General features: G+C 66.7%; 18 protein-coding genes. 7 read left to right on the forward strand and 11 right to left on the reverse strand.

Annotated elements, in window-relative coordinates; all coding sequences use genetic code 11:
* Positions 1-24 precede the first annotated feature (24 nt).
* The 3 genes from ACQP1T_RS16845 (at position 25) to ACQP1T_RS16855 (ending at position 4,672) form a co-directional block, all read left to right on the forward strand.
* On the forward strand, positions 25-1,140 hold the full coding sequence (locus ACQP1T_RS16845) for an acyl-CoA dehydrogenase family protein (RefSeq protein ID WP_433761361.1): 1,116 nt from the start codon (positions 25-27) through the stop codon (positions 1,138-1,140).
* Positions 1,141-1,899: 759 nt separating this feature from the next.
* A complete protein-coding gene (locus ACQP1T_RS16850) occupies positions 1,900-3,396 on the forward strand; it encodes a class I adenylate-forming enzyme family protein (RefSeq protein WP_433761363.1) in 1,497 nt (498 codons plus the stop codon).
* Between the two features lie 22 nt (positions 3,397-3,418).
* Complete coding sequence (locus ACQP1T_RS16855; protein WP_433761364.1) at positions 3,419-4,672, forward strand: FAS1-like dehydratase domain-containing protein; 1,254 nt, start codon at positions 3,419-3,421, stop codon at positions 4,670-4,672.
* Positions 4,673-4,867: 195 nt separating this feature from the next.
* Here the strand turns inward: ACQP1T_RS16855 and ACQP1T_RS16860 are convergent, their stop codons facing one another.
* Positions 4,868-6,364, reverse strand: a complete 1,497-nt coding sequence (locus ACQP1T_RS16860; RefSeq protein ID WP_433761366.1) for a FadR/GntR family transcriptional regulator — start codon at positions 6,362-6,364, stop codon at positions 4,868-4,870.
* A 176-nt stretch (positions 6,365-6,540) separates the two neighbouring features.
* Complete coding sequence (locus ACQP1T_RS16865; RefSeq protein WP_433761368.1) at positions 6,541-6,948, reverse strand: SDR family oxidoreductase; 408 nt, start codon at positions 6,946-6,948, stop codon at positions 6,541-6,543.
* A gap of 146 nt (positions 6,949-7,094) precedes the next feature.
* Here ACQP1T_RS16865 and ACQP1T_RS16870 point away from each other — a divergent pair, with 146 nt between their 5' ends.
* The gene (locus tag ACQP1T_RS16870) at positions 7,095-8,294 is read left to right on the forward strand and encodes an acyl-CoA dehydrogenase family protein (protein WP_433761370.1); all 1,200 of its coding nucleotides are present in this window, start codon (positions 7,095-7,097) and stop codon (positions 8,292-8,294) included.
* A gap of 224 nt (positions 8,295-8,518) precedes the next feature.
* Here the strand turns inward: ACQP1T_RS16870 and ACQP1T_RS16875 are convergent, their stop codons facing one another.
* From ACQP1T_RS16875 to ACQP1T_RS16890, 4 genes are read right to left on the reverse strand one after another with little or no spacing between them, the layout of a single operon-like run.
* Entirely contained in the window at positions 8,519-10,180 is a 1,662-nt protein-coding gene (locus ACQP1T_RS16875) for a thiolase C-terminal domain-containing protein (RefSeq protein ID WP_433761372.1), read from the reverse strand.
* Positions 10,181-10,192: 12 nt separating this feature from the next.
* Positions 10,193-11,338: a thiolase family protein gene (locus tag ACQP1T_RS16880; RefSeq protein ID WP_433762230.1), complete on the reverse strand. Its 1,146-nt coding sequence runs from the start codon at positions 11,336-11,338 to the stop codon at positions 10,193-10,195.
* Between the two features lie 11 nt (positions 11,339-11,349).
* Positions 11,350-12,534: a CaiB/BaiF CoA transferase family protein gene (locus ACQP1T_RS16885; protein WP_433761373.1), complete on the reverse strand. Its 1,185-nt coding sequence runs from the start codon at positions 12,532-12,534 to the stop codon at positions 11,350-11,352.
* Complete coding sequence (locus ACQP1T_RS16890) at positions 12,534-13,298, reverse strand: crotonase/enoyl-CoA hydratase family protein (protein WP_433761375.1); 765 nt, start codon at positions 13,296-13,298, stop codon at positions 12,534-12,536. The genes ACQP1T_RS16885 and ACQP1T_RS16890 overlap by 1 nt, the downstream gene beginning before the upstream one ends.
* A gap of 154 nt (positions 13,299-13,452) precedes the next feature.
* Here ACQP1T_RS16890 and ACQP1T_RS16895 point away from each other — a divergent pair, with 154 nt between their 5' ends.
* The 3 genes from ACQP1T_RS16895 to ACQP1T_RS16905 are packed head-to-tail and all read left to right on the forward strand — an operon-like array spanning position 13,453 to position 16,614.
* Positions 13,453-14,601, forward strand: coding sequence for an acyl-CoA dehydrogenase family protein (locus ACQP1T_RS16895; protein ID WP_433761377.1), 1,149 nt, complete (start codon positions 13,453-13,455; stop codon positions 14,599-14,601).
* Positions 14,602-14,611: 10 nt separating this feature from the next.
* Positions 14,612-15,379, forward strand: coding sequence for an SDR family NAD(P)-dependent oxidoreductase (locus ACQP1T_RS16900; RefSeq protein ID WP_433761379.1), 768 nt, complete (start codon positions 14,612-14,614; stop codon positions 15,377-15,379).
* 29 nt (positions 15,380-15,408) lie between these two features.
* Positions 15,409-16,614, forward strand: coding sequence for an acyl-CoA dehydrogenase family protein (locus ACQP1T_RS16905; RefSeq protein ID WP_433761381.1), 1,206 nt, complete (start codon positions 15,409-15,411; stop codon positions 16,612-16,614).
* A gap of 356 nt (positions 16,615-16,970) precedes the next feature.
* Here ACQP1T_RS16905 and ACQP1T_RS16910 read toward each other — a convergent pair whose 3' ends face one another.
* The 5 genes from ACQP1T_RS16910 to ACQP1T_RS16930 are packed head-to-tail and all read right to left on the reverse strand — an operon-like array spanning position 16,971 to position 19,545.
* On the reverse strand, positions 16,971-17,159 hold the full coding sequence (locus ACQP1T_RS16910; RefSeq protein WP_433761383.1) for a ferredoxin: 189 nt from the start codon (positions 17,157-17,159) through the stop codon (positions 16,971-16,973).
* Positions 17,156-17,323 (reverse strand): hypothetical protein, encoded by a 168-nt coding sequence (locus tag ACQP1T_RS16915; protein ID WP_433761385.1) that lies wholly within the window; start codon positions 17,321-17,323, stop codon positions 17,156-17,158. Before ACQP1T_RS16915 ends, ACQP1T_RS16910 begins: the two co-directional genes overlap by 4 nt.
* The gene (locus ACQP1T_RS16920; RefSeq protein WP_433761387.1) at positions 17,320-18,132 is read right to left on the reverse strand and encodes a mycofactocin-coupled SDR family oxidoreductase; all 813 of its coding nucleotides are present in this window, start codon (positions 18,130-18,132) and stop codon (positions 17,320-17,322) included. Before ACQP1T_RS16920 ends, ACQP1T_RS16915 begins: the two co-directional genes overlap by 4 nt.
* Before the next feature lie 58 nt (positions 18,133-18,190).
* A complete protein-coding gene (locus ACQP1T_RS16925; protein ID WP_433761390.1) occupies positions 18,191-18,400 on the reverse strand; it encodes a hypothetical protein in 210 nt (69 codons plus the stop codon).
* A complete protein-coding gene (locus tag ACQP1T_RS16930) occupies positions 18,397-19,545 on the reverse strand; it encodes an amidohydrolase family protein (RefSeq protein ID WP_433761393.1) in 1,149 nt (382 codons plus the stop codon). The genes ACQP1T_RS16925 and ACQP1T_RS16930 overlap by 4 nt, the downstream gene beginning before the upstream one ends.
* Positions 19,546-19,801: the final 256 nt, after the last annotated feature.

Here is a 19,801-nt window from a genome sequence, read left to right on the forward strand (position 1 = left end):
CCTGCGCTCGAAGTTGTCGCGGTGATGGCCTTTTCGTTCACGGCGGAGCAGGAAGAACTCCGCGCTACCGTGCGCCGTTTCCTGGCGGATAAATCGCCGAGTGCGGCGGTGCGGCACTGGATGGAAACTGAACCGGGCCACGATCCCGCGGTGTGGAAGCAGATGGCCGAGCAACTCGGCCTGCACGGCCTGGCATTGCCGGAGGAGTACGGCGGTTCGGGTGGCGGTCCGGTCGAATTGGGCATCGTGCTCGAGGAGATGGGGTGGGCGCTGCTGCCCGCACCCTATTTCTCGACGGTGGCATTAGCGGGCCAGGCGCTTTCCACCTGCGATGACGAGTCGGCCAAGGCGCGCTGGCTGCCCGGTATCGCCGACGGATCGCTGACCGCGACACTGGCGCTGGCCGAGGAGAGCGGCTCGTGGCGGCTGGCGGATGTCAGCACTGTGGCGATGCGAGTGGGGGAGGCTTGGCGGCTGTCCGGCACCAAAATGTTCGTCGTCGACGGCGACAAAGCCGATCTGGTGCTCGTCGTGGCGGTCGGCGACGCCGGACTCGGACTGTACGCGGTGGACGCAACTACGGCCGGGGTGACCAGAACCCGGTTGGAGACACTTGATCCGACCCGCCGACTGGCCAGGATCGACCTGAAAGATGCTGTGGCGCAACCGATCAGGCCGCCCGCGGATGCGTCGGCGTACCTGCAGGGCGTCGTCGATCTCGCGGTCGTCGCGCTGGCCGCCGAGCAGGTCGGTGTGGCACAGGCATGTCTGGACGCCGCGGTCGAATACGCCAAGATCCGGGTTCAGTTCGACCGGCCGATCGGCTCGTTCCAGGCCATCAAGCACAAGTGTGCGGACATGCTGCTCGAGGTCGAGGCCGCACGCTCGGCCGCCTACCATGCCGCGACCGTGGCGGCCGCCGGTTCGACCGAGCTGCCGACGGCCGCGGCATTGGCGGCGGCGTACTGCTCGCAGGTCAGCACCCATGCGGCAAAGGAGAACATCCAGATCCACGGCGGTATCGGGTACACCTGGGAACACGGCGCGCACCTGTATCTGAAGCGCGCGAAGTCCTCCGAGCAGTTGTTCGGAAGCCCGGCTTGGCATCGGTCGCGGCTGGCCGATCTAGTCGGTATCTGAGCGGCCGGGCCGGGAGAAGCCGACGCGCTGGCCTGGAATCCATACTCTGCCAAGGCCTTCCGGTAACTCGAATGCGGACATCGCCGTGATCCTGTCAGGCGCACCATCAAGCTTGGAATGCAGGCGTCGGGTGGCGGGCCCGCGTGGCGGCGCGGTCGATTGAGCGTCCTATGCCGCCGAGATCCAGGGGCTTCGTCCAGAACGGTTTCCTGACACCGCGCGCGTGGACCGACTGCGGCTGCTGCATGCGTTACTCCGCGCCGGAGGCGCTTGTCCCGCATCGGATCTGGTGGTCATCCGCTTACCGAACAGACCGTGCTTGTTCGCACGGCGAGCACAGGGCCAGTGCGATCGGCAAGGCTTGGTACAAGCTGACCCACCCGGTCGGCCGCGCGCAACCGACCGCCGCGCGGTATCGGTGCCCTGAAATGAGCCGCCTAGAATATCGGGCAACCAGGTCCGCGGCCCTCCTTTCTGGTGTCGCGGTTCCCACGGACGCTCGAATCAGGTGGCAGATTGGAAATCTGGTGCGAATTTCTGCACCTGCACGCCACGGATGTGATCTATCCGGCTGCCCGGTTATCTGCTCGGAATGAATAAATCAGTGTACTCTTATTCGGGTGGTGAGCTCGTGGACTCGATCTCCGTGCGGACGTAATGGTCCGAGCAACGGCCCGATGCGGCGCTATCGCACGGAGTCGAACACCCCGACCGACGTTCTCGCCGAGCAGGTGCTCGGTCTTCCGAAAGGCTGATCACATGGGAATTCGCGACCGACTGTCCCTATTGCTCGCCGAGGCGCCCCCCAATGCCGAGGCGATCGAGCACGAGGAACGCTGGTGGAGTTGGGGCATGGTCCAGCAGACCGCGCGGGCCGTCGACGAACTGCTCGATGCCGCGGGACTGCACGCCGACGCTCGCGTCGGCGTGGTGCTGGAGAACCGGCCCGAACACGTCGCGGTGGTCGCCGCCGTGATCGCCTCCGGGCGCTGTGTGGTGATGCTCAATCCGCTGCAGCCCGCCGCCCGGCTCGCGGCCGATATCGCCCGCTGCGAGCTTCCTATCGTAATCGTCGGGGCCGAGGCGCTCGCCCGTGCGGGCGTACTCGCTGCGGTGACCGAACACGGTCTCGCCGTGGAACTCGGCACCGACGGTGCGCTGCATCCGGCAGGTGGTACCGCCGCCCCTGACGCGCCGACCAACCCGGGTGTCGCCGTCGAAATGCTCACCTCCGGCACGACCGGCCCACCGAAGCGGGTGCACCTGCGGGTCGGACAGCTCGACCATGCTCTCGTCGCGGGCGGGCAGACACCGAAGCCGGGTCGGCTGCTGACGCGCTCGGCCGCACTCGTTTCCGCGCCGCTGGTGCATATCGGCGGACTGTGGCGGGCGCTGGGCTGCCTGGCCACCGGGCGTCGCATGATCCTCATGGCCAAATTCGACCTGGAGCCGTGGCTGCGTGCGGTGGAACGCCACCAGCTGCGTGCGGTGAGTTTGGTGCCCGCGGCCCTGCGCACCGTGCTGGAGGCCGATGTGCCCCAGCAGCGGTTGGCGAGCCTGCAGGTGGTCACCTCCGGCACCGCGCCGTGCCCGCCCGAACTCGCCGACGCGTTCTTTCGGAAATACGGTCTGCGCGTCCTGATGACCTATGGCGCAACCGAATTCGCCGGTGCGGTCGCCGGGTGGACACTGCCGATGCACGAGCAGTGGTGGGATCGCAAGGTCGGCAGCACCGGGCGCGCCATGGACGGCGTCGAGCTGCGGGTGACCGACGAGAACGGCGCCGAATTGCCGTTCGGGCAGACCGGACGGCTCGAGGTCCGCACCGAGCAGACCGCGCAGGGCGGCACGGTGTGGGTGCGTACCAGTGATGTGGCCCGGATCGACGAGGACGGGTTCCTGTGGATCGAGGGCCGTGCCGATGACGCCATCATTCGCGGCGGTTTCAAGGTGCAGCCGGAGACGGTCCAGCGCGTGCTGGAAGCGCACGACGCGGTGCGCGAGGCGGCGGTGGCCGGACTGCCGGATGCGCGGCTCGGCGCGGTGCCGGTGGCGGCGGTCGAGGTCGAACCCGGACGCACGCCGCCCGCGGTCGCCGAACTCGTCGCGCTCTGCCGTACTCAGCTGATGCCCTATGAGGTGCCCGCGCACATTGTCGTACTCGACGAATTGCCGCGGACACCGTCGAGCAAGGTGAGCCGCGTGGAGCTGCTGGATATGGTGCGAGCCCGCCTCGCCGAACGCACGACGGCCTGACCGCAACGATCGAGGAGGATCTGTGACGAGCACCGAGGACAAATCCGCCGAACAGTTCGGCGTGCTGACCGACCAGGCGATCGAGCGGTCCCGCCGCCGTCTCGGCATACCGAATCCACAGCGCAACCCGCCGCACAACTACCAGGTGACCTGGGATGGCGTGCGCCACTTCGCATTCGGTTACGGCGACGACAACCCGCTGTACTGCGACCCGGAGTACGCGGCGGGCTCCCGCTGGGGTTCGCTCATCGCGCCGCCGACCTTTCTGTACACGATGGGCGAGGACGCCGCACCGAAGCCGGACGCCGAAACCAAGGCACTGTTGAAGCGCGACCCCTTCGCCGGACTGGGTTCCTATCAGGCGGTAATGGAATTCGAGTGGTGGCAGCCGTTGCGTCTCGGCGACCGCAGCCGGGTGCTGCAGACGCAGGTGGGCGTGCGGCCCAAGCGCAGCAGTTTCGGCGGCCGCACCGCGCACGTCACCCAGGATTACCTGTACACCAACGGATCCGGTGAGATGCACGCCGTGCGGCGCGGTACCTGGATCAATGCCGAGCGGCACACATCGAGTAAGCGCGCCAAAGAGAAACTGGAGCAAACGCCTTATACGCCAGCGCAACTCGCCGAAATCGACGCGGCGTACGCCGCCGAGGCCCGGCGCGGCGCCGAACCGCGCTACTGGGAGGACGTGGCGGTCGGTGAGGTGGTGCAGCCCAAGGTGAAAGGGCCGTTGACCACCACCGATGTGGTCGTCTGGCATCTGGGCTGGGGTATGCAGCTCACCCCGCCTGGAGCGTTCAAAATCGCCGCGAATATCCGGCGCAAGGCGCCGGGCCTGTACCCGGCCAATGCGTTGAATATTCCGGATACCGTCCAGCGCCTGCACTGGGAACCCGCGCGGGCACAGGAGCTCGGCCTGCCGAACTCCTATGACTACGGCGGCATGCGCGAGACCTGGCTGTGCCATCTGCTCACCGACTGGATCGGCGACGACGGCTGGTTGTGGAAGCTGCGTTGCGAACACCGCAAATTCAACTACATCGGCGACACCACCTGGGTGCGCGGCACCGTCGTCGACAAGCGACAGGTGGACGGGCGCAACGAGATTCACCTGGAGGTGCGCTGCGAGAACCAGCGCGGTGAGATCACCACCCCCGGCACCGCCGTCGTGCTGCTGCCGACGCGCGACCACCCCGTCGAGCTGCCCGCACCACCCGCCCCCGATCTCGACGGCATGGTGGCCCACGAACTGGCCCGGTTCAGCGTCGGCGGTTGATTCGGCCTCGGCGACGGGAGCGTACGCTGGCAACGGTGCTGGCGGTCTCCCGGTCGTGGGCGAACGACACAGTGCTACAAGGCCATTCGACGCCCACGGCGTGACACCACGAACGTGGCTCAGCGCAAGGCCCCGGCGGAATCGCGATTCCGCGCGTCGAGAGGTGCCGCATAAGCCCGGTGCCGTAATAGGTTCTCAGTGCCACCAGGGTGTGAGTGCGTCGAGGTGGCGGCGCATTCGGTGCCGGGCGATTCCGGCGTCGCCCTGGATGATCGCGTCGAGGATGCGTTGGTGCACGTGTTCGACTTGTTCGGTGGCGGTGTCGCCGGGCAGTGGTTGATCGTGTCCGGCGGCGTGGCGACGGAACAGTTCGGTGATGATCGACAGGAACAGCGAAAGCACTGGATTGCCAGCCAGTTCGGCCAATTCGGTGTGGAACAGGTCGGCCTTGCGTGGGTCGTCGGCCGGACCCTCGCTGGGCCAACGGACCGCGGCCGCGAGGCGTTGGCCCACCTCGTTGTCGCCGTCGGCATAGCGTGCGGTCACTCGGGCGAGGGTGCCGAGTTCGATGGCGTTGCGGACGATCCGTAGATCGTCGGCGGTGACGCCCTGGTACTCGAGGAACAGTGCCATGGTGTCGATACTGGCCTGCGGTTCGGGTTCGGTGACGACGAGTCCACCGCCGGGTCCGCGGCGCATCTGGGCGACCGCGTGGTATTCGAGCAGCCGGACTGCCTCGCGCAGCACCGCTCGACTGATCCCGTAGCGGGCGAGCATATCGGTCTCCGAGCCGAGCACCATGCCGATCTGCCAGCCGCGCGCGGCGATATCATCGTGGATCCTGGCCGCGACCACCTCGGCCAGCTTTGCCCTTGGCCCCTCGACCTTTTCGGGTTCGATCACATTGCCCGCGACCCGCGGCCCGCGACGCACCCGATGCTTCTCGATCCAGGCGGCCACCGACTCCAGATGCGCGGTCAGATCCGTCTGGGCCCGTGCGCCGTCGCCATCGATGACGGCCTCGATGATGGCCTGATGCTCGATGCGCGAGGTCTCTTTGGAGCTGAGTATCTCGGCTTTCGAGAGTCGGCGTGAGGTGTGCGCATATCGTGCGGTGAGGCGGGTCAGCACATCGATGAACAAGTGCAGCACCGGATTTCCGGACAATTCGCCGAGCATCGGATGCAGCGGATCCTGCGACTGAACCTCTGTCTCGTCGGCATGGTGGGACTCGTATTCGAGGGCGGTGCGCAGGGTGTCGATACCCTCCTCGCTGATCCGCTCGGCCGCCAGACCCGCGGCGATCGGCTCGAGCAGTAACCGGGCCTGGAGCAGATCCGACACACTGGTGCCGACGTACTCGAGGTAGATCACCATGGCGCGCGTCGCGGGCCCGGCATCGGGAGCGCAGACGAACAGGCCGCCATTGGGACCGCGCCGCATCTTGGCGACCTGATGATGTTCGACCAGCCGCACCGCCTCGCGCAGCACCGCTCGGCTGACGCCGAAGCGTTCGCGCAGGTCCACCTCGGATCCCAGGGATTCGCCGACCGGCCAACCGCGGCGCATCACATCCGCCTCGATACGATGGGCGATCTGGGCCGCGAGTTTGCCGAGCGGTGCGCCGTTCTCGACGGTGGTGAGGTCGGAGTCCTGCTCGCTGTCGGCGGGCTCGACGTCAACGGCAGTCACTATGGGCCAACTCCTCAATGCCGACTTTGCGGATCCTCAGTCTACTGGCCGGTCGGCCAAAAGTGTGCGCGACGTACGGGGAGTGACGGGATTAGGGCCACTGTTTGCCACTCACTCGCCGGAGCGTCACGCGCCCAGCATCTGCAATCCACCGCTGACCGAGATCAACTGGCCGGTCATATAGCGCGATCCCGGTCCGGCCAATGGGTGAGGACCGTGGTCCGAAGATTGGTGTCGAGGACGAAATCGAACTCGTCCTCGGTCAGCGTCTCTGGGGAGCTGGGCTGCCAGCCGCCGGACGCGCTCGGCAGGATATCGAGCCCACCGAGGATCGTGGTCGCCGATTCGAAGGCGGTGGCGACGGAAGCGCGGTGGCGCGCATCGCAGGACAGGCAGTCGCAACGCCCCTTCAACTCATCCGGCGGAGGCGTGTGAGGAAGCAGGCCGACGACATCGGCACCGGCGTCCAGGAATGCGGCAACGGCGGCGGCGCCAATTCCGGTGGCCGCACCAGATACCACGGCGCGGCGGCCAGTGAGTGGGCGGCCCGTCGCTAGCTGCTCGTCCTCGAGGGTCGTGCTCATCGCAGATCCTTTCCTTCGATAAGGAGTATACTCTTTTTGGTATCCGATCAAGATATGTCGCGAAGAATAGTGCGATTGCTTGGTTGAGCATCGGGTTAGAGTGGCCCCATCGCGCGGTCGTGGTGCCAGACGATGAGGAGTAAGCGATGCAGCTGGAGTCCACGCCGGAACTCGAAGCGTTCCGAAAGAAGGTGCGCGCATTCGTCGCCGAGCACGCGCCCGGAATAAAGACCCACGCCGGTGTGCGCGCGCCCGAACCCGAACTCATGCCCGCGATCCGCGAGTGGACCGCGAAGCTGTACGCGGCGGGCTTCCTCGGCATCAACTGGCCCGCCGAATACGGCGGTCGCCCCGACGCGCATCCGCTCGAACCGTTCATCGTCGTCGAAGAGATCACCCGTGCCCGCACCTGGCAGCCCATCGGCGCGGCTGCGCTCGCCTCGGCAGCGGTGATCGACTTCGGCACCGACGAGCAGAAGGCGCGCTTCCTGCCCCGGATCCGCACCTGCGAAGACGTATGGTGCCAGCTCTTCAGTGAGCCGGGAGCGGGCAGTGATCTGGCGGCATTGCAGACGCGGGCGCGGCTCGAGGGCGAAGGCGATGACGCGGAATTCGTCATCGACGGTCAGAAGGTCTGGACCACCAACGGGCAGCACGCTGATATGGGATATCTGCTCGCGCGCACCGACCGTGATGCGCCGAAACACAAGGGCATCACCGCATTCGCGCTCGATATGCGCAGTCCGGGCGTCGACATCCGACCGCTGCGCGAGATCACCGGAACCACCGACTTCAACGAGGTATTCCTCGACGGTGTCCGGATCCCGGTCGCGAATGTGATCGGCCGGGTGAATGACGGCTGGCGGGTGGCGATGAGCAGCCTCGGGCACGAGCGCTCCGGCGTGGCCGCGCGCGGGGTGGAGTTGTTCGCCGCACTCGATGATCTGTTGCGACTGGCCAGGGCGACATCGATCGGCGGCAGGCCCGCACTCGAGGATTCGGCCACGCGGCAGGCGATCGGCGAGCTCGCCACGCGGGTCTATGTCAACGCGGCAATGGTCGGCCTCGCCCAGTCCCGGATGCTGCACCACACCGAACAGCCCGCCGACGCCCCGATCGGCAAGATCTTCTTCAGCGAACTCAATTACGACCTGGTCGAATTCGGGATGCGGCTACAGGGCGCGGACGGACTGCTGACCGAGGCCGATCCGGACGCGGTCGCGGCGGGCTGGTGGCAGGACGCGCACCTGTATTCGCGTGCCTACACCATCGCCGGTGGTGCCAACGAGATCCTGCGGACCCAGATCGCGGAGCGGGGGCTGGGTTTACCCCGAGAATCCCGGTGACAACGGGCGAGATTCGGCCGCTGATTTCGAGATCGTGAGCGACGCCGTCGAGCATGGGGGACGTGCCGGTGGTTTTCGCTTCGTGCTGCGTGAGGAGGACGCACGGTCAGCTGTAGCCGCGCATCCTCCCCTGGTGGCGTCAGAACGAATAAGGGCCGAATCAGCCCCACGCGATCACGGCGGCGAGCACGAAATAGCACTGCGCTGGCGCGAAATGTAATCCGTTAAGCCTTTTTCAACAGCATTGCTCCGGAAGGGACGCCGCCGCCTGCGGTGACCACTGCCAGCTGGGCGTTGTCGACCTGACGGCCGTGGGCCTCCTCGCGCAGTTGCAGCATTGCTTCGCGGACGAAACCGTAGCCGTGTAGGCGACCCGCCGAGAGTTGTCCGCCGTGGGGGTTGAGGGGGAGGGCGCCGTCGAGGGCGATGGTTTTGCCGCCTGCGATGAAATCGGTTGCCTCGCCGGGGCCGCAGAATCCGAGGCCTTCGATCCAGGACAGGGCGTTGAACGTGAAGCCGTCGTAGAGGAGGGCGACGTCTACGTCGGAGGGGGTGTGGTCGGTGCGAGTCCAGAGGTGGGCCGATGGGCCGCGGGACTGCGGGGTATGGGTCAGGGTGTCCTGGTCCCAGCTGAGGCGCTCCAGGATCGCGGTGCCGACGGCCTCGACCAGCACCGGTGAGCGCGGTCGGTCGGCTGCGGTCTCGATCGCCGAGACCACAACGGCGATCGCGCCGTCGCACGGCACATCGCAGTCGTAGAGCCCGAAGGGGGTGGTCACCATGCGGGCATCGAAGTAGTCATCGATGGTGAGTGGCTCGCGGTAGAGCGCTTCCGGGTTCCGGACCGCGCCCGCACGTGTCGTGACCGCGATGGCGCCGAGCGCTTCGCGTCCGACACCATAGCGGTGCATGTAGTGCGAGGCGTTGCAGCCGATCCACTGCGCGGGGGACATGGCCCCGAATGGGGCCCGAAACTCCATCATTCCGTTCGCACGGCCACCGTCCGGATGCCATTCGCCCGACCGCAGCAGCGCGCTGTGCGAAGCTTCCCAGACCGTGCGGAAGCACAGCACATGCCGACACAGCCCGGCCGCGACCGCGAGCATTGCCGCGGTAATCGAGCCGATCTGCCCCGGTACCTCGCGCGCACCGTTGACCCAGGTCGGGGTCAGTTGCAGCGCTTCCGCGAGAGCCGTGATGCCGCCTTCGCTCAAACCGCCGGGCACCGGTCCCGGATAGGTTGACAGTCCGTCGATCTCGCTCAGGTCGAGTCCAGCGTCGGCCACCGCGGCCAGGCAGGCATCGACGGTGAGCGAGATCGGGTCGACCATGAGCCGTCGGCCAACCTGCGACTGCCCGACTCCGGTGAGTGCGACCTTGTCCTCGTATTTACGCGTGGAAGCCATGGGCCGCAGCGCATTTCGGACCTCGCGCGGCTCGGGCAACGGCCCAGGCCCTTCGGCTGCTTCGGTTTTCGGGTCCGGCTCGAACAGCGGAAGGTATACATCATCGACGTGTTCGAACCGGACGCGTACCCGCATCCCGATGTGCACGTCGTCCGGCTCGCATCCGACGATATTGGTGGTCAGCCGCGCCCGGTCGTCCTCGGCAAGCGCGACCACCGCAACCACATACGGCGGCGGGAACTTCGGCAACCACGTCTGGTGGTTCACACTGAACCCGACGACCACCGCCTTCCCGGAAGTCGGCACGAGCGACACCGCGCGCCCGCGGCACGACGGACACACCGGCATCGGCGGATGGAAGAACCGCCCGCAGTCGGCGCAGTGCGAAATCCTGAGTACGCCGTCTGCACCGGATCGCCAGAACTCGGCGCTCGCGAGTGTCTGTTGCGGAAGGGGGCGAACCGGGGCGAACAGCGTCATAACGTGGATTCCTCAGTGCAGCAGTTCGATAATGGTCGCGTTGGCAGTGCCGCCGCCCTCACACATGGTCTGCAATCCGTACCGCCGATTCTCGCGGCGCAGCTGCGCCAGCAGCCGCGTCATCAGAATGGCACCCGAACCGCCGAGCGGGTGGCCGACACCGATCGCGCCGCCGAGCGGATTGAGCTTGTCGGCATCGGCCCCGGTTTCGGCGAGCCAGGCCAGTGGCACCGGCGCGAACGCCTCGTTGACCTCGAAAGCACCGATATCGTCGATGGTCAGTCCGGCCTTGCGCAGCACCTTCTCCGTCGCCGGAATCGGCCCGGTCAACATCAGGATCGGATCGGCTCCGCTCACGGCGCCGGAGTGATAGCGCGCGATCGGCGTGAGTCCGAGTTCACGGGCACGTTCGGTGGTCGTGATGAGCAGTGCGGCGGCGCCGTCGGCGATCTGGGACGAATTACCCGCGTGGATCACGCCATCGGGCTTGAACGACGGCTTCAGCCCCGCCAACTTCTCCGCCGTTGTGCCGCGGCGCAGTCCCTCGTCCACGGTGAACTTGGTGCCGTCGACCTCGATCGGCACGATGTGGTCGTCGAACACACCGTCGTCGATCGCCGCGGCCGCCTTGGCATGCGATTGCGCCGCGAACTCGTCGAGCTGGGTGCGGGTGAAGCCCCATCGCTCGACCATCAGCTCCGCGCCGATGCCCTGGTTGAAGTCGAAGTTGTCATAGCGGGCCAGCACCGCCGGACCGTAGGGCTGTCCCGTGGTCCGGTGCGAGCCGAGCGGAACGCGGCTCATCGTCTCCACACCCCCGGCGACCACCAGATCGTATTGCCCAGCCATGACAGCGTGCGCCGCAGAGTCGACGGCTTGCTGGCTGGAGCCGCAGGCCCGGTTGATCGTCACGCCGGGCACATGTTCCGGCCATCCGGCCGCGAGTACGGCGAATCGGCCGATATTGCTCGACTGGTCGCCGATCTGGGTCACGCAGCCCCACATCACGTCTTCCACGATGGCGGGATCGATGCCATTGCGGTCCACCAGCGCGTTGAGCACCTTCGCCGACAGATCGGCCGCGTGCACCGGCGCGAGCGTGCCGTTGCGCTTACCGATCGGCGTGCGTACCGCATCGACGATGACGGCGTCTCTCATCATGGACCTCCTCATTCCTGCGGGTCGGCACGGTGGCGACCCGGTCTGGTATTGGTTGCCTGCCTGGCTGCACCGCTGTGTACGAGCTCGTCGCCGTTGCCGATGCCCCAATCCTGGAACACCGCGCGGGTGTCGGCGCCGATGGTCGGAGCGGTCGCGCCGGGTAGCGCCGCGGTAGCCGAAAACCGCGGTGCCGCAGCGGGTTGCACCACACCGTCTCGAGTGATCACACTCCCGCGTGCGGCCAGATGCGGATGGCCTGCCGCCTCGGTGAGGCCGAGTACCGGTGCGACGCAGGCGTCGGTCCCCTCGAACAGCTGGGCCCATTCGTCGCGGGTGCGTTCGGCGAACCGTTCCGCCAACATATTTCGCAGCTCCGGCCAGGTCGACCGGTCGTGTTGTCGTTCCGGATCGACATCGAGGTCGAGCAGTTCGATCAGCTGCCGGTAAAACTTCGCCTCCAGCGCACCGACCGCCATGTGCCGACCGTCTTTGGTCTCGTAGACGGAATAGAACGGCCAACCACCATCCAGTTGGTTGACCCCGCGCTCGTCGGTCCACGCACCGCGCGCGAGTTTGGCGAAGGTGCTCGCGAGCAGATGCGCGGTGCCGTCCACGATCGCCGCATCGACGACTTGGCCGCGGCCGGTCCGCTCGACGGCATACAGCGCGGCGAGCACCCCGATCACCAGATAGCAACCGCCGCCGCCGAAATCACCGACCAGATTGAGTGGAATCTGCGGTGGTCCGCCCGCCGTCCCGATCGCACTCAGCGCCCCCGTGAGGGCGATATACCCGATATCGTGCCCGGCCGCGGCGGCCAGCGGGCCGTCCTGACCCCATCCGGTCATGCGGCCGTACACCAGCCGCGGGTTGCGAGCCAGGCATTCGTGCGGCCCGATACCGAGGCGCTCGGTGACACCCGGACGAAATCCTTCGATCAATACGTCGGCACGTTCGATCAAATCGAGCAGTGCGGTGGGACCCCGCGGGTGCTTGAGATCGAGTACCACAGAACGCTTTCCGCGATCGGTCACATTGGTCGGTCCGCTCGCGTCCGGCTCGTCGGCGCGGTCCGGTCGATCCACCCGGACGACCTCGGCCCCGAGATCGGCGAGGAACATCCCGGCGAAGGGGCCGGGGCCGATGCCGCCGAGCTCGACCACCCGGCACCCGGCCAGCGGTCCGCCGGTCATCAGCGACCTTTCCAGATCGGTGCCCTCTTTTCCGCGAAGGCGGTGGCGCCTTCGAGTGCGTCGGCGGAGGAGAACACCGGCTGTACGATGTCGGCCTGCTTGGCCCAGCCCTCCTCCAGGGTCCAGTCGGCGCTGGAACGGGCGATCTGCTTGGTCGCCGCGACGGCCAAAGGTCCATTCGCCGTAATAGTTTCGGCGAGCGCCAGCGCACCTTCCAGTGCACCGCCCTGCTCGGTGAGCCGATTGACCAGGCCGATCTCGGCCGCCCGCTCGGCGCCGATCGGATCACCGGTCAGCAGCAACTCCAATGCGATCGCGAACGGCACCCGCCGCGGCAGCAGCAGCGCCGCGCCGCCACGGGCGACCAGTGAGCGCTTCACCTCGGGCACACCGACACGCGCGGTGCGGGTCGCGACCACGAGATCGCAGGCCAGCAGCAGTTCGAAGCCACCGGCCACGGCCCAACCCTCGACTGCCGCGATCAGCGGTTTGCGCGGGGGCGTCATCGTGATCCCGCACAGACCACGGCCTTCGATCACGGGACTCTCACCGCGCAGCCACGCCTTCAAATCCATTCCGGATGAGAAAGTTTCCCCGGCGCCGGTGAGTACGCCCGCCCATAACTCGTCGGAGTGGTCGAGCTCGTCGACCGCGGCGGCCACCCCGGCCGCGACTCCGGCATTGAGCGCGTTCTTCGCCGTCGGGCGATTGATCGTTATGACCTGAACCGCGCCGCGGCGCTCCACAAGCACTTCGTCCGACACATCTTCTCCTTCGCATGGCCGTCGATCGGCGCCGCCCCGCCGACTAGAACAGTATACTTAATTTGGCTAATTTTCGGAATGAATGCGTATACTGAATTCGCCGCGACGGCCCTTGATGGCAATCGCGACGCGGTCGCTACGAGGAGGTAACCGGATGCGCCGGACGCTGTTCACCCAGGACCATGAGGACTTCCGCCTCCTGGTCCGCGACTACCTCGCCCGCGAGGTGGTCCCGGAGTACGAGCAGTGGCGCACCACCGGCCTGGTGCCTCGCGAACTGTTCACCTCGCTGGGCAAGCTCGGCATCATCGGTACCGCCGTTCCGGAGGAATTCGGTGGCGGCGGTCAGGACGACTACCGCTACAACGTGGTGCTCCAGGAGGAGTGCGCGCGGGCGGGCGTGACGCTCGGCGGACTGCGCACCCACCTCGACATCGTCGTCCCGTACTTCCTCGGCCTGGCCGACGACGCGCAACGGTCCCGCTGGTTCCCGGGCCTTGCCTCGGGCGAGCTTTACACCGCGATCGCGATGAGCGAGCCAGGAACCGGCTCGGATCTGGCGGGCGTCGCGACCAAGGCGGTCCGGGACGGCGACCACTACGTTCTCAACGGAGCCAAGACCTTCATTACCGGTGGCTACCACGCCGACCTCGTCATCGTCGTCGCACGTACCAGTACCGATCCGGACAATCGCCGCGCGGGCCTTTCCTTGCTGGTGGTGGAGAAGGGGATGCGGGGCTTCACCGTCGGGCGCAAACTCGACAAACTCGGTCTTACCGTGCAGGACACTGTCGAGCTGTCCTTCGCCGATGTGCGCGTCCCCGTCGCGAATTTGCTCGGCGCGGAAGGCGAGGCGTTCTCCTACCTCGGCCGCAATCTGGCGCAGGAGCGGCTGGCCATCTCGGTCGGCGCGGTCGCGCAGGCCAGGGCCGCGCTGGAAATGACCATCACCTACGTGCGGGACCGGACGGTATTCGGTAAGCCGGTCGCGCACTTCCAGAACACCAAATTCGAACTAGCGGCCGTCGCCGCCGAGGTCGAGGCCGCCCAGACCATGCTCGATGCGGCCATCACGGCATTGGTCGCGGGCGAGTTGAGTCCTGTCGACGCGGCCAAGACCAAGCTGTTCTGCACCGAGATGCAAGGCCGGGTGGTCGACCGCTGTCTGCAACTGCACGGTGGCTACGGCTACATCCTCGAATCCCCGATCGCCCGGCTCTACGCCGACGCCCGGGTGAGCCGCATCTACGGCGGCACCAGCGAGGTCATGAAGACCATCATCAGTAAATCCCTTGGCTTATAAGGAGTTTTGTATGCACATCGACGGTTCCTCGGCACTGGTCACCGGCGGCGCCTCCGGGCTCGGCCTGGCCACCGCGCGTCGGATCATCGACCGCGGTGGCCGCGTCGTCCTCGCCGACATCTCCGAGGAGCAGGGCGCCAAGGCCGTCGCCGAACTCGGCGACTCGGCACAGTTCGTTCGCGCGGATGTGACCGACGAGGCCGAGATCTCCGCCGCTCTCGATGCCGCCGAAAAGAGCGGTCCGCTGCGATTCGTCGTGCACTGCGCCGGGCGTGGCGGCGACCGGGTCCGGATCATCGATCGCGACCGCACCCCCGGCGACCTGGCGACCTTCGCCGAGGTCGTGCGGATCAACCTGATCGGCACCTACAACGTGCTGCGCCTGGCCGCCGCCCGCATGGCGGCGAACGAAATCGTCGACGGCGACCGCGGCGCCATCGTGCTCACCGCATCGGTCGCCGCATTCGACGGCCAGATCGGACAGACCTCCTACACCGCCTCCAAGGCGGGCGTGCACGGCATCACCTTGGTCGCGGCCCGGGATCTTGCCAGCTGGCAGATCCGGGTGAACACCATCGCGCCGGGCATCATGGACACCCCCATGCTCGCCCGGCTGCGTGATGACATCCGCGAAAGCCTGGCCGCCACCGTGCCGCATCCCAAGCGCCTCGGTGACGGCGACGACTACGCCCGCCTCGCCATCGAGATGCTGGAGAACCCCTACCTCAACGGCCAGACCATCCGGCTCGACGGCGCCATCCGCATGGCCCCGCGCTGACCGCCGCATCGCAATCATGGAGGAGCCAGGTGACTCTCACGTTCAGCGAGGATCAGGTCGAGACCGATGAGCAGTTCCGGGCGCGCCTGCGGGCTTTCCTGACCGACCATCATCCCGGTCGTCGGCCCAAGGATCCGGCCGAGCGACTGGCCTGGCAGAAGGCTTGGCTGGCAACGCTTTTCGACGCCGGATACGCCGGTCCGAGCTGGCCGCGGGAATACGGTGGGATGGACCTGAGTTTCGGCCGTCAGGTGATCTACCAGGAGGAGTACGCGCGGGCCCGGGTGCCGGGTCCGCTGGGGACCGGCCTCGGCATCGCCGCACCGACGATCATCAAATACGGCACGGCCGAGCAGAAGCAGCGCTTCCTGGCTCCCATGCTGCGCGGCGATATGGTGTGGGCGCAGGGGTATTCCGAGCCGGGAGCCGGATCGGATCTGCCCGCGCTGCGCACCTCGGCCCGGCTCGACGGCGACGGTCCCGAGGCGGAGTATGTGGTCAACGGGCAGAAGGTATGGAACAGCGCGGCCGATATCGCCGACATCATCTTCACCCTTGTCCGCACCGGTCCGCCGGGATCGCGGCAGGAGGGGATCAGCTATCTGCTCATCGATGCGCACGCACCCGGCGTGAGCGTGCGCCCGCTGCGCGACCTCACCGGCGACGCGCATTTCTGCGAGATCTTTTTCAGCGATGTGCGGGTGCCGGTCGCCAATCGGATCGGCACAGAGAACGGCGGCTGGCCGCTGGTGCGCACCAGCCTGGGGCATGAGCGCGCGGCCGGGGCGATGAATCAGGCCGCGATGTATCGGCGCGTACTCGACGAGCTGATCGAGCTGGCGCATGAGCGCGGGGCGACCGCGGACCCGCTGGTGCGTGATCGCTTGGCGGACTTCGAGATCCGGGTGTCGATCATGCGTTTGACGGGCATGCGCACGATCGCCGACATCATGGCCAAGGGGGAGCCCGGGCCCGCGTCGTCCACATCGCGGCTGTTCATCGTGACCTTCGAACAGGACCTGCACGAATTCGCCGTCGATATGCTCGGCGCCTACGGCGTGCTCGGTCGACGCGACCCGCACGCCGTACAGCGTGGCCGCTGGGTGTGGGGCTTCCTGCGCACCCGGGCCTCGACCATCGGTGCGGGAACCGCTGAGATCCAACGCAATACGATCGCCGAACAGGTGCTCGGCCTGCCGCGCGACCCGGCGATGCCGTCGGTTGGGCGGGCCTGATGAGGGCGGCGCGCTGCCGGTTCTCGAGACGTGGATGCGCGAAGTGACCGGATGTCGTCGAACGCCGCACCACCGGAAGGTTGTGCTCGATATGACTGCCAGCTGAGCGGCGTCACCAGCGTGGTGGTGCGGCGCCCTTCGAAGCGGTCACCGTGAGGGCGTCGGCGCGGGATTCCACGATATCGGCGATGGTGACGCGGGCAGCTCGGCCTGCCGCAGCGGACATCGCCGGGTACTGGCGGTGCTCGGGTATCTCGACAATGCCCAGGGATGTACGGGAACACCACGCCCCGCCCAGAGACCTGCGGCAGGTTCTCGGCGGGGCACTGAGCATGGGCTGCTCGGGAAGAACGATGTCACTCGATGGTGATGGCGCGCTCCGGACAGGCCATCTCACCCTCGCGCGCGGCATCCTCGAGATGTGCGGGCACCTCACCTGCGAAAGGCAGGGCGTAGCCGTCGTCATCGAGTTCGAACAACTCCGGGGCCGCGGCCGCGCACCGGGCGTGTCCGGAACACAGCGAACTGTCGATAGTGATCTTCATCGAACAACTCCGTTCTCGAGGGTAGAGATTTCGCCGAGATTCATCGGCCCGCGGTAGGCGACGGTCAGCAGATCCGTCAGATCGACGCCCACTTCGGCCGCGATCTTCTTCTGTTCGCCGATGCGACCGGCATCCAGAAATCCGATCGTCGGGAGTGCGCTCATGGTTTGGTCGTCGACCCGGCGTCGACGGTGAACTGCAGTCCCGTCACGTACCGCGCTTCATCGGAAGCGAGGAACAGCACGGCATTGGAGACATCCCGCGGCTCGACGTGGGTGTGCAGCGTATTCATCGCGGCCAGCGCGAACAGTGGCTCACGTTCCGTCAGCTCCTCCATCGGCACGCCGACCGACATACCGGTGTCGCTGACACCGGTGGGATGTACGGTGTTCACCCGAATCCGATGCTTGGCAAGCTCATTGGACAGCGCCTTCATCAGGCCGACCAACCCGTGCTTGCTCGCCACGTAATGGGCGTAGGGCACATGGCCGCGGATACCCGCGGCCGAGCTGGTGATGATGATCGATCCGCCCGCATCCGCGGCGATCATGCCGGGCACCGCGGCCCGCACGGTATTCCAGACGCCCTTGAGGTTGACGTCCATGACGAGGTCCCATTCCTCTTCGGACAGTTCCCACGCGCTACCGGAACTCATCACCCCGGCATTGGCGACAATGGTGTCGATCCGACCGAATTCGGCCGTCGCCGCATCGACCGCGGCCCGCATATCGCTGAGCGAGCGCACATCGGCCTGGACGGTAACGCACCGCCCGCCCACCGCCTCGACCAGCTTCGCGGTCTCCTCCAGCTGTTCCTTCGTCGCCAGCGGATAGGGCAGCGCCCGGCTGATCTCCTGACAGACATCGGTGATCACGACGGCAGCCCCCTCTTCGGCCAGCCGCACCGCATGCGAGCGACCCTGGCCGCGCCCAGCTCCCGTGATGAGTGCGACCTTGCCCTCTACACGCCCCATACCAACCTCAGTTCCATTGTTGTGCAATGCTTTCCGCGTGACTGACCGATCTGGCCGGTCAGGAGCCGAGCAGATCGGCGGCGGCCTCGCGCAGCGCGCGCAGCCGGGATTCGAGCAGCTCACGCTCGGCGATGTCGGCCGCACCCAGTTCAGGTAGCCGGGCTTCCACCTCGCTGATCTCCTCCCGCAGGCGGCCGTAGGCCTCCTCGCGGGTCAGCAGGTCCAGTTCTGTCCAGTCGGAACGCTCCGACTCGGGCTTGCGGCTCATGACGGGAGGTTGTAGAGCCGACGGGTGTTCAGTTCGACCATCTGGTGCACTTCGTCGTCCGGTACCTCGGCGAGCACCTCGGCCGCGTAGGCACGGCTCTTGGGCCAGTACGAGTCGGAGTGCGGGTAGTCGCATTCCCAGGTGATGCGCTCGACGCCGATGTGGTGGCGCACCTCGATGCCGAACCGGTCGTCGATGAAGCAGCCGTGGAAGTGCTTCTTGAACAGGTCCGACGGCCGAACGTCCTGATTGATGTTCTGGTAGAAGCGATGCCGCTCCCAGGTGCCGTCCATCCGCTCCAACATGTAGGGCATCCAGCCGATGCCGCCTTCGGACAAGCCGACTTTCAACTTGGGGTGGCGATGGAACACCGGCGAGAACAGCAGGTCCGCGGTGGCGAACATGGAGTTGCAGCCGAACAGCGAGATGGTCACCGCGAATGGGGCCTCCTCGGAGGTCTTCGGCGGTTTGCCCGAGGTGCCGAAGTGCAAGCACAGCGGCATATCGGTCTCCTCGAGCGCGGAGAACATCGGATCCCAATGATCGCTGTAGAACGAGGGCAACCCGAGCGGCGCCGGATTCTCCGGGAAGGAGATCGCTTTCGAACCCTTGGCGGCGACCCGGTGGATCTCCGCGACACACGCCTGCACATCCCACAGCGGCAGAATGCTCAGTGGGATGAGCCGGTCGGCCGGACCGGCGGTGCACCACTCGTCGAGCACAAAGTCGTTCCACGCCCGCACCGACAGCAGCGCGAGTTCCTTGTCCTGGCCCTCCAGGAATACCGTGCCCGCGAAGCGCGGGAACGAGGGAAAGCACATCGCGCCCCAGACACCGTCTAGGTCCATATCGCGCAGCCTGGCCTTCGGGTCATAGCAGCCCGGGATCATCTCGTCGTAGCGGGTCGGCTCGGTGCCGAACTCCTCGGGATCCTTACCCGCCACGGCATTCAGCCCGATATAGGGGTACACCCGGTCCTCATAGGTCCACACCTCCGCGGGTGCGGCGTAGCCCTCCCGAGCCTGCTCCACGATCCGCGGCCCCGCCTCCCGGTACTTCGCGGGCAACCGGTCCACCCACAGCCGCGGGGGCTCGATCAGGTGGTCATCGGTCGACAGCAGCTTCATCCATGGCTGCAATGGCATCTTGTGCTCCCTCGTCCAGATCGCGGCGCGCCGGAGCAGTCCCCGCAATGGGGCTTGCTCCGCCCTCGACATACGCAGCGCAGAGCCGAAGCCAGCTGTGTGCTGGCACAAACTCTATATCACTGGGCTTATTGTGTAACCTGATTACTTTCCACTCAGCGGAAACTGTGCCTCGGTCAACTAGTTGGGGAATATTCCGTCTACCCATTTCCGGCTGAACTCACTATGCTCGTGGCGCCAGCTCGCCGGAATCGTG

The sequence above is a fragment of the Nocardia sp. CA-135398 genome (assembly GCF_050955845.1).
Lineage (GTDB): Bacteria > Actinomycetota > Actinomycetes > Mycobacteriales > Mycobacteriaceae > Nocardia.

Bases quoted from the DNA above. Each gene is read 5' to 3' on its own strand.
- ACQP1T_RS16925 (WP_433761390.1), bottom strand. From the start codon at position 18,400: ATGAGCCGCAAGCCCGAGTCGGAGCGTTCCGACTGGACAGAACTGGAC.
- ACQP1T_RS16920 (WP_433761387.1), bottom strand. From the start codon at position 18,132: ATGGGGCGTGTAGAGGGCAAGGTCGCACTCATCACGGGAGCTGGGCGC.
- ACQP1T_RS16900 (WP_433761379.1), top strand. From the start codon at position 14,612: ATGCACATCGACGGTTCCTCGGCACTGGTCACCGGCGGCGCCTCCGGG.
- ACQP1T_RS16885 (WP_433761373.1), bottom strand. From the start codon at position 12,534: ATGACCGGCGGACCGCTGGCCGGGTGCCGGGTGGTCGAGCTCGGCGGC.
- ACQP1T_RS16875 (WP_433761372.1), bottom strand. From the start codon at position 10,180: ATGACGCTGTTCGCCCCGGTTCGCCCCCTTCCGCAACAGACACTCGCG.
- ACQP1T_RS16870 (WP_433761370.1), top strand. From the start codon at position 7,095: ATGCAGCTGGAGTCCACGCCGGAACTCGAAGCGTTCCGAAAGAAGGTG.
- ACQP1T_RS16915 (WP_433761385.1), bottom strand. From the start codon at position 17,323: ATGAGCGCACTCCCGACGATCGGATTTCTGGATGCCGGTCGCATCGGC.
- ACQP1T_RS16850 (WP_433761363.1), top strand. From the start codon at position 1,900: ATGGGAATTCGCGACCGACTGTCCCTATTGCTCGCCGAGGCGCCCCCC.
- ACQP1T_RS16930 (WP_433761393.1), bottom strand. From the start codon at position 19,545: ATGCCATTGCAGCCATGGATGAAGCTGCTGTCGACCGATGACCACCTG.
- ACQP1T_RS16845 (WP_433761361.1), top strand. From the start codon at position 25: ATGGCCTTTTCGTTCACGGCGGAGCAGGAAGAACTCCGCGCTACCGTG.
- ACQP1T_RS16895 (WP_433761377.1), top strand. From the start codon at position 13,453: ATGCGCCGGACGCTGTTCACCCAGGACCATGAGGACTTCCGCCTCCTG.
- ACQP1T_RS16865 (WP_433761368.1), bottom strand. From the start codon at position 6,948: ATGAGCACGACCCTCGAGGACGAGCAGCTAGCGACGGGCCGCCCACTC.
- ACQP1T_RS16910 (WP_433761383.1), bottom strand. From the start codon at position 17,159: ATGAAGATCACTATCGACAGTTCGCTGTGTTCCGGACACGCCCGGTGC.
- ACQP1T_RS16880 (WP_433762230.1), bottom strand. From the start codon at position 11,338: ATGAGAGACGCCGTCATCGTCGATGCGGTACGCACGCCGATCGGTAAG.